This window comes from Pseudomonas helleri (assembly GCF_009600315.1).
Classification (GTDB): Bacteria; Pseudomonadota; Gammaproteobacteria; order Pseudomonadales; family Pseudomonadaceae; genus Aquipseudomonas; species Aquipseudomonas helleri_A.
The window spans coordinates 1-12,929 of record NZ_WIWC01000027.1 but is presented as its reverse complement, the minus strand read 5'-3'; the positions used below and the strand labels follow the sequence as shown (position 1 = coordinate 12,929).

Sequence of the window (12,929 nt, the reverse complement as noted above, 5' to 3'; positions counted from 1 at the left end):
CATCGCTTTAATTGCCTGGCTTGCGCCGGGCAGTTAAAGTGCGCCTCCCCACGTTTCGCCTGAGGTAGATCCATGAGTCAGTCCTTTGATATCGCCGTCGTCGGCGCCACCGGCACTGTCGGCGAAACCATTGTGCAAATCCTTGAAGAGCGCAATTTTCCGGTAGCCGACTTGCACCTGCTGGCCAGTAGCGAGTCGGCTGGCAGTTCGGTGCCTTTTCGTGGCAAAAATGTCAGAGTGCGTGAGGTCGATGCATTCGACTTCAGCAAAGTCCAGGTCGTTTTCTTTGCTGCCGGGCCAGCAGTGACTTCCAGCTACGCAGCCAAAGCTTCTGCTGCGGGGTGTACGTTAATTGATTTGTCGGGTGTTTTGCCTGCCTTGCAGGCCCCGCAAGTGGTGCCCGAGGCCAATGCTAAGGTCCTGGTCGGTTTGCCCAAGCCTGTAAAAGTGAGCAGTCCAAGCCCATCGGCGACTGCTTTGGCAGTGGTGCTGGCGCCATTACGCGATTTATTCGATTTTCAGCGAGTGACTGTAACTGCGTGTCTGGCCGTTTCCGCTCAAGGGCGCGAAGCCGTTTCCGAATTGGCGCGCCAGACTACAGCGCTGCTGAACCTGCATCCGCTTGAATCGAATTTCTTTGATCGTCAGATGGCCTTCAACTTGCTCGCACAAGTCGGTACGCCGGATGCACAAGGCCATGTTCCGCTGGAAAAACATCTGGTCACGCAACTGCGCGAAATATTGGATTTGCCGTCACTCAAAATTTCAGTGACATGCATTCAAGCTCCGGTGTTTTTCGGCGATAGCTTTAGTGTGTCGGTGCAAATGGCCGGGCCAGTCGATCTGGAAGCTGTTAATGCAGCGCTTGAGGCCGCAGAGGGTCTTGAGTTGGTTGACGCAGGCGACTATCCGACGGCGGTGGGTGATGCCGTTGGCCAGGACGTGGTCTATGTAGGACGAGTTCGCCATGCTGTGGACGATGCTTGTGAACTTAATCTTTGGATAACTGCAGATAACGTTCGTAAAGGCGCGGCCTTGAATGCCGTGCAACTGGCTGAGTTGTTGATAAAAGACTTGCTGTAAAAGATACTTGGCGTCAATTTCCAGCTGGGTTCAAGAGCCGCTTCGGGGTCATGTGTCTAAACACGCAAGTCTTGGGCACACTCTTCGGGCAGTAGCTATTCGGATCTCGCAGGACGAGGTCTGTACCAATAAGGATGAGGCGATGCTTCAGGTTCGCAAATTAGTGTTAGCAATAGCTGCCGCATCGGCGCTTTCATCCGGTATGGCGCAGGCGCTTGGGCTCGGAGAGTTGACGCTGAAATCGACTCAGAACCAGCCTCTGCTGGCTGAAATCGAGCTGCTGGATGTCAAGGATCTAACGGCCGCAGAAGTGGTACCGAGTTTGGCGCCTGCGGACGAGTTCACCAAGGCAGGTGTGCCACGGCCAGCCTTTTTGGATGAGTTGCGTTTTACCCCGGTGATCAATGCCGATGGCAAGAGCGTGCTGCGAGTGACGTCCAGTCAGCCGCTGTCCGAACCCTTTGTAAAGTTTCTGGTGCAAGTGATGTGGCCAAGCGGTCGCCTGTTGCGTGACTACAGCGTCATGCTCGACCCCGCGAAGTTTTCGCCACAAACCGCTGCGGCGGCCTCAGCTCCGGTTGCGCCCGGCACTGCCGGTGCGCCTGCGCAGTACACCACTACGGCCCGCGACACCTTGTGGGAAATCGCGGCAAAGGCGGCCAATGGTGGCTCGGTTCAACAGACGATGCTAGCCATTCAGGCGCTGAATCCTGATGCGTTTATCAATGGCAATATCAATCGTCTGAAAACCGGCCAGGTATTGCGTCTGCCTGATGCCTCGCAGAGTGTTCAGTTGTCGCAGGCCAAAGCGCTCAATGAAGTGGCCTCACAGAACGCCGATTGGCGTAATGGTCGCCGTACGGTGCCACTGCCTCAGCAGCTTGATGCAACACGACGTCAGCCGGTTGAGGCTCTGCGCCCGGCCAAGGCTGCGAGTACTGACAGCTTGAGCCTGGTGGCGGCACAATCCGCTAATGGTAAAGGTGCGGCCGGGGACGCCGCAAATATCGCTGCACAACTGGCGATGGCTCAGGAAGGTCTGGATTCAAGTCGTCGTGAGAATACCGAGCTGCAAAGCCGGATGAAGGATTTGCAAAGCCAGCTGGACAAGCTTCAACGCTTGATCGAGTTGAAAAATGATCAATTGGCCAAGCTGGAGGCGGGCGGTGCTGCTTCCGGTGACCCCGCCACTGCGATCCCGGCTCAGTTGGCCGCACAAGCCGTCGATGCTCCAGAGGCGGATATCGAGCCCGCGCTCGAAGGTTCGCCCGCCACCGCTGTGCCGCCCGCGCCTGTGCAGGGCGAGCATTCTGTCTCAACGGGGGAACGTAACCTTCAGGCTCTGCTTGGCAGTCCAATGCTGATGGGGTTGGCGGGTGGTGCAGCCGTTTTGCTGTTGTTGCTGTTACTGCTGCTGGCCCGTCGCCGCAAGGCCTTGCAAGCGGCGCAACGACACGAGCGCATGGCACGGGAGCTGGAGGATGACACGCATTTTGCGTCTGATCTGGACCTGCCAGAAAGTGACTTCGCTGGGCTTGAAGTGCCACCGCCAAGCCCCATGCTCGATGAAGCTCCAGCTCCAGCTCCAGCTCCAGCTCCAGCTCCAGCTCCAGCTCCAGCTCCAGCTCCAGCTCCTGCGGCTGTTATTGCGCCCGTCATTGGCGCTTTGTCGCTGGCCAAGCCAGGAGACGATGTACTGGTGCACGCAGAACGACTGATTGAGCTGCAACAGCTGGATGAGGCCGTCACGCTGCTCAGTCATGCAATTGAAAAAGAACCTCAGCGCAGTGACTTGCGTCTCAAGCTGATGCAGGTATATGGCGAGCAGGGTGAGCGTGAGGCTTTTATAGCGCAAGAGCGTCAGTTAGTCGCAAACGGCAAGAATCACGCTGAAGTCGAACAACTCAAGGCGCGTTACCCGGCCATGTTGGCGGCGGCTGCTACAGGGATCGCCACGGCTGCTGTTGCCGCGCAACTTGAAGAGCAGTTCGTTGATGAAATGCTGCGTGATGACAGTGCGGTCGGGCCCGAGTTTGATCACGACTTCGACCTGAGCTTAGACGAGCTGGAAACCGCATCACCCACCGAGCTGTTGCCTGCACAACCACTGGATCAACCAGTGCCAGATTATGAGCAAAGCTTTGAAGAGGTGCTCAAGCAGCAAGCTGAGGTTCAGGCGCCCAGAGATGGACTGCCAGATCTTGATTTAAGCCTGCCAGCTGACTTTGATCTGTCGTTGGCGCCGGAGAGTGAAGTGGCTGAAGCTGAGCCCGACAGCTTTTCCATTGAGTTGGACAAGGTCAATGCCGAGTTGCAGCGCTTGTCGCAAAGCCTGGAGCAACCGTCTCTTGTGTCAGCGTTTGCCGATGATCCCGAGCCCGATTTCTTGTCCGGTTCGGATGAAGCCGCGACCAAGCTCGATTTGGCTGAGGCTTACATTGACATGGGTGACGATGAAGGGGCACGGGATATTCTGGCGGAGGTGATAGCTGAAGGTAATCCTGAGCAGCAGGCAGAAGCCCTTGAGATGTTATCCCGGCTGGTCTGATCACTTGACCCGTCACCCAGCGGCAGCCCATAGGGCTGCCGTTGTTGTATCTGGCATCAATATTCTGTCAGTACTCTATATTTCCGGTCATGCGCCAACGCATTTGTCGCGCGCTCATCATTTGTTTCATGGCGTCTGGCCGGTGTCGCCTTATAATGGCCGACTTTGCGTTCATCAGCAGGCTGTAACTCCTTGGCAAATATAGATAACCCAGTAGCCGAAATGGCCGCCGAAGGCTTTTACCGAATCGCGCTGGGCGTGGAATATAAAGGCTCGCGCTACAGCGGCTGGCAGCGCCAGGCCAATGGTGTGTTGACCGTTCAGGAAACCCTTGAGAACGCGTTGTCAAAAGTCGCTGCATCACCGGTGTCGTTGATGTGTGCGGGTCGCACTGACGCTGGCGTGCACGCCTGCGGGCAAGTAGTGCACTTTGACACTCAAGCCGAGCGCTCGCTCAAGGCGTGGGTCATGGGCGCCAATATCAACTTGCCCCATGACATCAGTGTGACGTGGGCCAAAGTCATGCCGGCGGATTTTCATGCGCGCTTCAAGGCCATCGCCCGCCGTTATAGGTATGTGATTTACAACGATCAGATCCGCCCGGCGCATTTGAATCAGGAAGTGACCTGGAATCACCGCCCTCTGGATGTTGATCGTATGGCTGAGGCCGCCCAGCATTTGCTGGGTATACATGACTTTAGTGCCTTCCGTGCCGGCCAATGCCAGGCAAAATCGCCGATCAAGGAAATGCATCACCTGCGAGTCACCCGTCATGGGCGGATGATTGTGCTGGATATTCGCGCCAGTGCCTTCTTGCATCACATGGTGCGCAATATTGCAGGGGTTTTGATGACCATTGGCTCAGGCGAGCGGCCGGTTGAGTGGATAAAAGAAGTCCTTGAAAGCCGCGCCCGTCGTTCTGGCGGCGTAACGGCGCACCCCTATGGTCTGTATTTGGTCCAGGTTGAGTACCGGGAGGAGTTCCCGTTACCAGAGCGTTACATTGGCCCACATTTCTTGACGGGTTTTACCGAACTCGACGGCTGACGCCCGGATAAGCATTTGTTACCATCCGGGACTTTCGCGCTCAACTGTTGGGGTGTTATCGAGATGTACGTTGTTCGCAGCAAGATCTGCGGTATTACCCGCATAGAAGATGCATTGGCTGCGGTTGCGGCCGGTGCTGATGCCATCGGCTTTGTGTTCTACGCAAAAAGCCCTCGGGCAGTCACCGCAGTGCAAGCACGGGCCATCATTGCGGCGCTGCCGCCTTTTGTGACAACGGTCGGGTTGTTCGTTAATGCAAGTGCTTGTGAGCTGAACGAAACACTGGATGCCGTACCCCTGGACCTGTTGCAGTTTCACGGCGATGAAACCCCCGAACAATGTGAGGGCTATCACCGTCCTTACATCAAAGCCCTGCGGGTGAAGGCGGGCGACGACATCGCCGGTGCCTGCAATGCCTATGCGAGTGCCAGCGGTATATTGCTCGATGCGTATGTCGAAGGCGTGCCAGGGGGAACTGGTCAGGCGTTTGACTGGTCTTTGATACCGCAAGGTTTATCCCGGCCCATCATCCTGGCGGGCGGCTTGACCGTCGACAACGTCGTACAGGCTATTGATCAGGTGCGTCCTTATGCCGTCGATGTCAGTGGCGGGGTGGAAAAGAGCAAAGGCTTCAAGGATCACGACAAAATTCGTGCCTTCATGCATAACGTGCGCGCAACAAACTGATGCGTGATGTGACGGTTGGCAGTCTGCCACCGTCCATCAATACCGCTGCGTAAAGCAGACGGGCCCTGTGGTTTGACGGGCAAAAATTAACATGGCAGCCGCTCTTGGGCGTGTTGTCGGGAAGGCTGAGGGTTTCTTGGGGTTATGCTGGTTTGCCCTGTGCTGACCGCTGCCTTCAAGCATCATCGCCGCACATCTATTGAAATTAGCTCAAGGGCATACACGGGGCCTGAACCCAAGTGTTCAGGTCGCCGGTACTGGAGAAAAAAAGCATGAGCAACTGGTTGGTAGACAAGCTGATTCCTTCGATCATGCGTTCCGAGGTCAAAAAGAGCTCGGTACCTGAAGGCCTGTGGCACAAATGCCCGTCTTGTGACGCTGTGCTTTATCGTCCTGAGCTGGAAAAGACCCTGGACGTTTGCCCTAAATGTAATCACCACATGCGCATTGGCGCGCGTGCCCGCATCAATATTTTCCTGGATGCCGAAGGTCGCGACGAGTTGGGCGCAGACCTGGAACCTGTTGATCGCCTGAAGTTTCGCGACAGCAAAAAGTACAAGGACCGTCTGGTCGGCGCGCAGAAGCAGACCGGTGAAAAAGATGCACTGATCTCGATGAGCGGTACGTTACTGGGTATGCCCGTGGTCGTGTCGGCGTTTGAGTTCTCCTTTATGGGTGGCTCGATGGGCGCCATCGTTGGCGAGCGCTTTGTCCGTGCCGCCAACTATGCACTGGAAAACCGCTGTCCGATGATTTGCTTCGCGGCCTCCGGTGGTGCGCGCATGCAGGAAGCCCTGATCTCTCTGATGCAAATGGCCAAGACCTCTGCGGTGCTGGCGCGTCTGCGTGAAGAAGGCATTCCGTTTATTTCGGTACTGACTGATCCGGTTTACGGCGGTGTATCGGCCAGTCTGGCGATGCTCGGCGATGTGATCGTGGCTGAGCCCAAAGCACTGATCGGCTTTGCCGGGCCGCGTGTTATCGAGCAAACCGTGCGCGAAAAGTTGCCTGAAGGCTTCCAGCGCAGTGAGTTCCTGCTGGAACACGGCGCGATCGACTTGATCATTGCTCGACAGGAGCTGCGTCCACGTCTGGGTAACTTGCTGGCACAAATGATGGGCTTGCCGACTCCGGTATTCATCGCGCCGCCTGTTGAAGCTATCGTTGTTCCGCCAGCGCCAGCCAACCTATGACCCAGCGCACCCTTGGCGAGTGGCTCGCCTATCTTGAACAGTTGCATCCAGCGGCCATCGACATGGGGCTGGATCGCGCGCGCGAGGTAACGATCCGCATGGGCTTGCAAAAGCCCGCGCCTCGGGTGGTGACGGTTACTGGAACGAACGGCAAAGGCTCGACCTGTGCGTTTGTTGCATCATTGCTGCGGGCGCAAGGCCTCAAAGTGGGCGTTTATAGCTCGCCGCATTTGCTGCGCTACAACGAGCGTGTGCAAATCGACGGTGCCGAAGTTTCGGATGAGTTGCTCTGCGAGGCGTTTGCGGCGCTGGACGTCGGTCGTAGCGAGACCTCACTGACGTATTTTGAGATGGGCACGCTGGCGGCCTTCTGGCTATTCGAACGTGCACAGTTGGACGCCGTGGTGTTGGAAGTCGGCCTGGGCGGGCGACTGGATGCGGTCAATCTGGTCGATGCCGATATGGCGTTGATTACCAGCATCGGTGTTGATCACGTCGAGTACCTGGGCAACACCCGTGAGTCAGTGGCGTATGAAAAGGCCGGTATCTTTCGTGCTGGCAAGCCCGCGCTTTGTGGTGACCTGAATCCCCCGCAACCCTTGCTCGACAAAGCGGCTGAGTTGGGCTGCCCGCTGTTTTTGCGGGGGCGCAACTTTGATCTGACGGTGGCCGGATCGGTTTGGCATTGGAAAGGGGAAAGTGCAACGGCTAGCACGCTTGAATTGCGAGACTTGCCGTTGCTGGATTTGCCCATGGAAAACGCGGCGCTGGCCTTGCAGGCTTATGCCTTGATGGACTTGCCTTGGCAGCCTGAGCAGATCGTTGAAACCTTGCTGAGCACGCATGTTACTGGACGTCTGGATCGCCGGCGTTTTGACTGGCAGGGCAAGACGCTCAATGTGCTGCTTGATGTGGGCCATAACCCCCATGCAGCTCACTATTTGCTTCAGCGCTTGCAGCAACGTCCGGTGGCCGGTAAACGTCTTGCGGTGTTTGGCCTGCTGGCGGACAAGGATCTGGATGGCGTAGTGTCAACCCTTGCCCCTGTTTTCACTCATTGGGCCGTGGCACCGTTGAACACTGGGCGCACACGCCCGGCAGAGGAGCTTGAGGCTGCGTTGAAACGCCTTGGGGCTTCGGTGTCGGCGTTTGGCAGTGTTGATGCTGCCCTTGAAGCGCAGTGTGAGCGTGCAGCCCCGGAAGACGAAATTGTGTTGTTTGGTTCATTTTATTGCGTCGCACAAGCGCTTGAATGGCTGGGGCGGCGCGCCACGGAGGAGTCGGCAAATGGCTTTGCTGGATAAGGTATACAAGCAACGGATGGTCGGTGCCCTGGTGTTGGTGGCGTTGGCTGTGATTTTTTTACCGATGCTGTTCAACCGTGAAGATGAGCAACGGCAAATTCAGGTGGATGTACCCACGGCACCTCAAGTTCCGGTGATGCCTCAAGTGCAGGTGGAGCCTGTTCCGGTGCCTGAGCCGCAGCCTATTCCTGAAGAGCCGGCGCCACCCGAAGAAGTGGCTCCTGTGCCTGCTGCTCCGGCGCCTGCCGCTGTGGTGAGCAAACCTGTTGCAGCGGTCAAAACTCCGGCGGTCACTCCAGCTCAGACCGTAGCGCAAGCCCCTGCGAAGCTCGATACCACGCAAAAGCGTGTAGACGCCAATGGCTTACCCGTTAGTTGGTCGGTTCAATTGGTGAGCCTGTCTAATCGTGCAAGCGCTGATAACCTTCAAAAAACCCTTCGTAATCAAGGTTATAACGCTTACGTGCGTTCATCAGGCGGTATGAATCGGGTTTTTGTCGGCCCTTTGCTTGAGCGTGCGGAGGCTGATCGTCTGCGTGACTTGCTCGGCAAACAGCAGAATCTCAAGGGTTTTGTGGTGCGCTTCCAGCCTGAGCGCGGTTAAGCGCTGCCAAAGGTTCAATCTGATTGTGAGTGCGGTGATAAATCGGCTTACCTGAGTGGCGGCGCTCTGCTAAAATGCGCCGCCTTATCTGACCGTAGGCTGAACCGTGCCATTTACCTGGGTTGACTGGGCGATCGTTGCAATCGTCGCCATCTCCGCATTGATCAGCTTGAAGCGCGGCTTCGTTAAAGAAGCATTGTCGCTGTGCACCTGGATCATCGCCGGGGTCGTTGCCTGGATGTTTGGTGGTTCACTGTCCCAATATCTGGTCGCCTACATCGAAACACCTTCCGCCCGCGTCATTGCCGGGTGCGCCATCATGTTTGTCGCCACCTTGCTGGTTGGCGCCATGATCAATTTTCTTATCGGCGAACTGATTCGCGTCACCGGACTTTCCGGGACCGATCGTTTTCTCGGCATGGCCTTTGGCGCTGCACGCGGTGCATTGCTGGTGGTTGTGGCGGTCGGGCTGCTTAGCCTGGGGCCGGTACAGCAAGACTCGTGGTGGCAGGAGTCCAGGCTCGTGCCACAATTTCTATTGGTTGCCGACTGGTCCAAAAACCTCATTTTGGGGTGGAGCAGTCAGTGGCTCGCCAGCGGAATCAGCGTTCCTGCTGATATTCCGTTCAAGGAGCACCTCTTGCCGGCTACCCAGCCCAAGTGAGCGGTGTTCAGTACAGATCCATAAAGTAGGGGTTGCGTCGCATGTGTGGCATCGTCGGTATCGTCGGTAAGTCGAACGTCAATCAGGCGCTGTATGACGCGCTAACCGTCCTTCAGCATCGCGGCCAGGATGCTGCCGGTATTGTGACCAGTCATAACGGCCGGTTATTTCTGCGCAAGGACAACGGGCTGGTGCGTGATGTGTTTCATCAGCGTCACATGCAGCGTCTGGTCGGCAACGTGGGCATTGGTCACGTGCGCTATCCAACCGCTGGCAGCTCGACTTCAGCTGAAGCCCAGCCGTTTTATGTCAACTCGCCCTATGGCATTACACTGGCGCATAACGGCAATTTGACCAACGTTGAACAACTGGCCAAAGAGATTTACGAATCTGACTTGCGCCACGTCAACACCAACTCCGATTCGGAAGTTCTGCTTAACGTTTTCGCCCATGAGCTGGCTCAGCGCGGCAAGTTGCAGCCGACTGAAGAAGACGTGTTTGCCGCGGTGACCGATGTTCACAACCGTTGCCGTGGTGGATACGCCGTGGTGGCGATGATCACCGGCTATGGCATCGTTGGCTTCCGTGACCCTAACGGTATTCGCCCGATTGTCTTCGGTCAGCGCCATACCGATGAAGGCGTCGAGTACATGATCGCTTCTGAAAGCGTTTCTCTCGACGTGCTGGGCTTTACCCTGATCCGCGATCTCGCGCCGGGCGAAGCGGTCTACATCACCGAAGACGGCCAGATGCACACTCGTCAGTGCGCGGTTAACCCGCAGTTGACGCCATGCATCTTTGAGCACGTATATCTGGCTCGCCCGGATTCGATCATCGACGGTGTGTCGGTCTACAAAGCGCGTTTGCGCATGGGTGAAAAGCTGGCTGACAAGATCTTGCGCGAGCGTCCGGACCACGATATCGATGTGGTTATCCCGATCCCGGACACCAGCCGTTGTGCCGCACTGGAGCTGGCCAACCACTTGGGCGTCAAGTTCCGCGAAGGCTTCGTCAAAAACCGTTACATCGGCCGTACGTTCATCATGCCGGGCCAGGCGGCGCGTAAAAAATCTGTGCGCCAGAAGCTCAATGCCATTGAGCTTGAATTCCGTGGCAAGAACGTGATGCTGGTCGATGATTCGATCGTGCGTGGCACCACCTGCAAGCAGATCATTCAGATGGCCCGCGAAGCGGGTGCCAAGAATGTCTACTTCTGCTCGGCGGCCCCCGCAGTACGTTACCCGAACGTATACGGCATCGACATGCCAAGCGCTCACGAACTGATTGCCCACAACCGCACGACGCAGGAAGTGGCCGAGTTGATCGGTGCTGATTGGCTGATCTATCAGGATCTGCCTGATCTGATTGATGCGGTGGGTGGCGGCAAGATCAAAATCGACAAGTTCGATTGCGCGGTCTTTGACGGCAAGTACGTGACAGGTGATGTTGATGAAAACTACCTGGATAGAATCGAGCGTGCGCGCAACGATGCGTCCAAGGTGGTTGCTCAGGGTGTTGGTGCGACGATTGGCTTGTACAACAACTAAGTGTTTACCAAACCGGCCCTGATGGGCCGGTTTGCATTTGCAGACAAAGTAATCAATACAAGCAAGGAGTGGGCAGCATGAGTCAGGATTGGGATGCCGGTCGGCTGGATAGCGACCTTGAGGGCGTAGCGTTCGACACCTTGGCTGTGCGTGCTGGCCAGCACCGTACGCCAGAAGGCGAGCACGGTGATGCAATGTTTCTGACGTCCAGCTACGTGTTCCGTACGGCAGCCGATGCCGCTGCACGGTTTTCGGGGGAAGTGGCAGGCAACGTCTATTCGCGGTACACCAACCCTACTGTGCGTGCCTTTGAAGAGCGCATAGCAGCGCTCGAAGGGGCAGAGCAGGCCGTCGCGACGGCCACGGGCATGGCGGCCATTTTGTCGGTGGTCATGAGCCTGTGCAGCGCGGGCGACCATATTCTGGTGTCGCGCAGCGTATTTGGCTCAACCATCAGCCTGTTCGAGAAGTACTTCAAACGGTTTGGCGTAGAGGTCGATTACGTGCCGCTGGCCGAGTTGTCGGGCTGGGATGCCGCCATCAAGCCCAACACTCGCTTGCTGTTTGTTGAGTCGCCGTCCAACCCGTTGGCCGAGCTGGTCGACATTGCCGCACTGGCGGAAATCGCACACGCCAAGGGCGCGCTGCTTGTGGTCGACAACTGCTTTTGCACACCGGCTTTGCAGCAACCGCTGAAACTGGGTGCAGACATCGTGGTGCATTCGGCGACCAAGTTTATCGACGGTCAGGGACGTTGCATGGGCGGGGTGGTTGCCGGTCGCAGCGCGCAAATGAAGGAAGTGGTTGGTTTTCTGCGCACTGCCGGGCCGACCCTCAGTCCGTTCAATGCCTGGATCTTCCTTAAAGGTCTGGAAACCCTGAACCTGCGCATGCGCGCTCATTGTGCCAGTGCTCTGGCGCTGGCGCAGTGGCTGGAGCAGCAGGACGGGGTCGAGAAGGTTCATTACGCCGGTCTTGAAAGCCATCCGCAATATGAGTTGGCCCAGCGTCAGCAGCGGGGCTTTGGCGCGGTTGTCAGTTTTGAAGTCAAAGGCGGTAAAGAGGGCGCCTGGCGCTTTATCGACGCTACCCGACTGATTTCCATCACGGCCAATTTGGGTGACAGCAAAACCACCATCACTCATCCGGCGACAACGTCTCATGGTCGTCTTGCGCCTCAAGAGCGTGAAGCCGCTGGCATTCGCGACAGCCTGATCCGTATTGCCGTAGGCCTGGAAGATGTCGGCGACTTGCAAGCCGATCTGGCGCGGGGTCTGGCAGCACTGTGATCGAAATGACTCTAGAAGCGCCGGTTGCCGGTAATGGGCGGGTTGCGCTGGTGACCGGTGCCGCGCGCGGGATCGGTCTGGGTATCGCAGCCTGGCTGATCAGCGAAGGCTGGCAAGTAGTGCTGACCGATATTGACCGCGCCCGCGGTTCGAAAGTGGCCAAGGCGCTGGGTGAAAATGCCTGGTTTGTGGCCATGGATGTATCGGTCGAAGCCGATGTTATTCAGTGTGTGGCGCAAGTACTGGGTCAGTTTGGGCGTCTTGATGCGTTGGTGAGCAATGCCGCAATTGCCGATCCACACAATATGACGCTCGAAAGCCTCGATCTCGATCACTGGAATCGGGTGCTGGCGGTGAATTTGACCGGCCCTATGTTGTTGGCCAAGCACTGCGCGCCTTATTTGCGCGCGCATTGCGGATCGATCGTCAACCTGGCCTCCACCCGCGCCCGCCAATCTGAGCCTGATACTGAGGCGTATGTGGCGAGCAAGGGCGGTTTGCTGGCCTTGACTCACGCGCTGGCCATCAGCCTTGGGCCGGAGATCAGGGTAAATGCGGTCAGCCCGGGCTGGATTGATGCGCGAGACCCCTCGGTGAGGCGTACAGAGCCACTGACCGACGCCGATCATGTTCAACACCCGGCAGGTCGGGTAGGAACGGTGGAAGACGTTGCAGCGATGGTTGCGTGGCTGCTCTCGCGTAACGCGGGTTTTGTCACGGGGCAGGAGTTTGTGGTTGACGGCGGTATGAGCAAGAAAATGGTGTACGGGGAGTAAGAGAGTTCCGGCGTTGAGGGCAGATGTTTTTTTGCCTTTTTTGAAAAAAACTCAATCTTGTCCTTGACTTAGGTTCAATACCTGCGTAAATTTCGCGGCCTCAACGAAGCAAAGGGTGATTAGCTCAGCTGGGAGAGCATCTGCCTTACAAGCAGAGGGTCGGCGGTTCGATCCCGTCATCACCCAC

11 protein-coding genes and 1 tRNA gene are annotated in these 12,929 nt (G+C 57.1%); all 12 read left to right on the top strand.

Annotation, left to right across the window (positions count from 1 at the left end):
* Positions 1-72 precede the first annotated feature (72 nt).
* The 12 genes from GHN86_RS15780 (at position 73) to GHN86_RS15725 (ending at position 12,928) form a co-directional block, all read left to right on the top strand.
* Complete coding sequence (locus GHN86_RS15780) at positions 73-1,083, top strand: aspartate-semialdehyde dehydrogenase (RefSeq protein ID WP_153380369.1); 1,011 nt, start codon at positions 73-75, stop codon at positions 1,081-1,083.
* A gap of 142 nt (positions 1,084-1,225) precedes the next feature.
* Positions 1,226-3,631 carry a FimV/HubP family polar landmark protein gene (locus tag GHN86_RS15775; RefSeq protein WP_153386900.1) on the top strand — a complete coding sequence of 802 codons (2,406 nt, stop codon included), beginning with the start codon at positions 1,226-1,228 and terminating at the stop codon, positions 3,629-3,631.
* A gap of 222 nt (positions 3,632-3,853) precedes the next feature.
* A complete protein-coding gene (truA, locus tag GHN86_RS15770) occupies positions 3,854-4,678 on the top strand; it encodes a tRNA pseudouridine(38-40) synthase TruA (RefSeq protein WP_153380450.1) in 825 nt (274 codons plus the stop codon).
* Positions 4,679-4,741: 63 nt separating this feature from the next.
* Complete coding sequence (locus GHN86_RS15765; RefSeq protein ID WP_153380365.1) at positions 4,742-5,365, top strand: phosphoribosylanthranilate isomerase; 624 nt, start codon at positions 4,742-4,744, stop codon at positions 5,363-5,365.
* Between the two features lie 272 nt (positions 5,366-5,637).
* Positions 5,638-6,558, top strand: coding sequence for an acetyl-CoA carboxylase, carboxyltransferase subunit beta (accD, locus tag GHN86_RS15760; RefSeq protein WP_153380363.1), 921 nt, complete (start codon positions 5,638-5,640; stop codon positions 6,556-6,558).
* Positions 6,555-7,862: a bifunctional tetrahydrofolate synthase/dihydrofolate synthase gene (gene folC / locus GHN86_RS15755; protein ID WP_153380361.1), complete on the top strand. Its 1,308-nt coding sequence runs from the start codon at positions 6,555-6,557 to the stop codon at positions 7,860-7,862. Before accD ends, folC begins: the two co-directional genes overlap by 4 nt.
* The gene (locus tag GHN86_RS15750; protein WP_153380359.1) at positions 7,846-8,466 is read left to right on the top strand and encodes an SPOR domain-containing protein; all 621 of its coding nucleotides are present in this window, start codon (positions 7,846-7,848) and stop codon (positions 8,464-8,466) included. The genes folC and GHN86_RS15750 overlap by 17 nt, the downstream gene beginning before the upstream one ends.
* 106 nt (positions 8,467-8,572) lie before the next feature.
* Positions 8,573-9,130, top strand: coding sequence for a CvpA family protein (locus tag GHN86_RS15745; RefSeq protein ID WP_323369424.1), 558 nt, complete (start codon positions 8,573-8,575; stop codon positions 9,128-9,130).
* A 41-nt stretch (positions 9,131-9,171) separates the two neighbouring features.
* Entirely contained in the window at positions 9,172-10,677 is a 1,506-nt protein-coding gene (gene purF / locus GHN86_RS15740; RefSeq protein WP_122782339.1) for an amidophosphoribosyltransferase, read from the top strand.
* 77 nt (positions 10,678-10,754) lie between these two features.
* Positions 10,755-11,966, top strand: a complete 1,212-nt coding sequence (locus GHN86_RS15735; protein WP_153380357.1) for an O-succinylhomoserine sulfhydrylase — start codon at positions 10,755-10,757, stop codon at positions 11,964-11,966.
* Between the two features lie 5 nt (positions 11,967-11,971).
* A complete protein-coding gene (locus tag GHN86_RS15730) occupies positions 11,972-12,742 on the top strand; it encodes an SDR family oxidoreductase (RefSeq protein WP_153380355.1) in 771 nt (256 codons plus the stop codon).
* A gap of 113 nt (positions 12,743-12,855) precedes the next feature.
* Positions 12,856-12,928 (top strand) — tRNA-Val (locus GHN86_RS15725).
* Position 12,929 lies beyond the last annotated feature (1 nt).

Coding starts and splice junctions, on each gene's coding strand:
- GHN86_RS15775 (WP_153386900.1), top strand. CDS start 1,226: ATGCTTCAGGTTCGCAAATTAGTGTTAGCAATAGCTGCCGCATCGGCG.
- accD (WP_153380363.1), top strand. CDS start 5,638: ATGAGCAACTGGTTGGTAGACAAGCTGATTCCTTCGATCATGCGTTCC.
- truA (WP_153380450.1), top strand. CDS start 3,854: ATGGCCGCCGAAGGCTTTTACCGAATCGCGCTGGGCGTGGAATATAAA.
- folC (WP_153380361.1), top strand. CDS start 6,555: ATGACCCAGCGCACCCTTGGCGAGTGGCTCGCCTATCTTGAACAGTTG.
- GHN86_RS15765 (WP_153380365.1), top strand. CDS start 4,742: ATGTACGTTGTTCGCAGCAAGATCTGCGGTATTACCCGCATAGAAGAT.
- GHN86_RS15750 (WP_153380359.1), top strand. CDS start 7,846: ATGGCTTTGCTGGATAAGGTATACAAGCAACGGATGGTCGGTGCCCTG.
- GHN86_RS15730 (WP_153380355.1), top strand. CDS start 11,972: ATGACTCTAGAAGCGCCGGTTGCCGGTAATGGGCGGGTTGCGCTGGTG.
- purF (WP_122782339.1), top strand. CDS start 9,172: ATGTGTGGCATCGTCGGTATCGTCGGTAAGTCGAACGTCAATCAGGCG.
- GHN86_RS15735 (WP_153380357.1), top strand. CDS start 10,755: ATGAGTCAGGATTGGGATGCCGGTCGGCTGGATAGCGACCTTGAGGGC.
- GHN86_RS15780 (WP_153380369.1), top strand. CDS start 73: ATGAGTCAGTCCTTTGATATCGCCGTCGTCGGCGCCACCGGCACTGTC.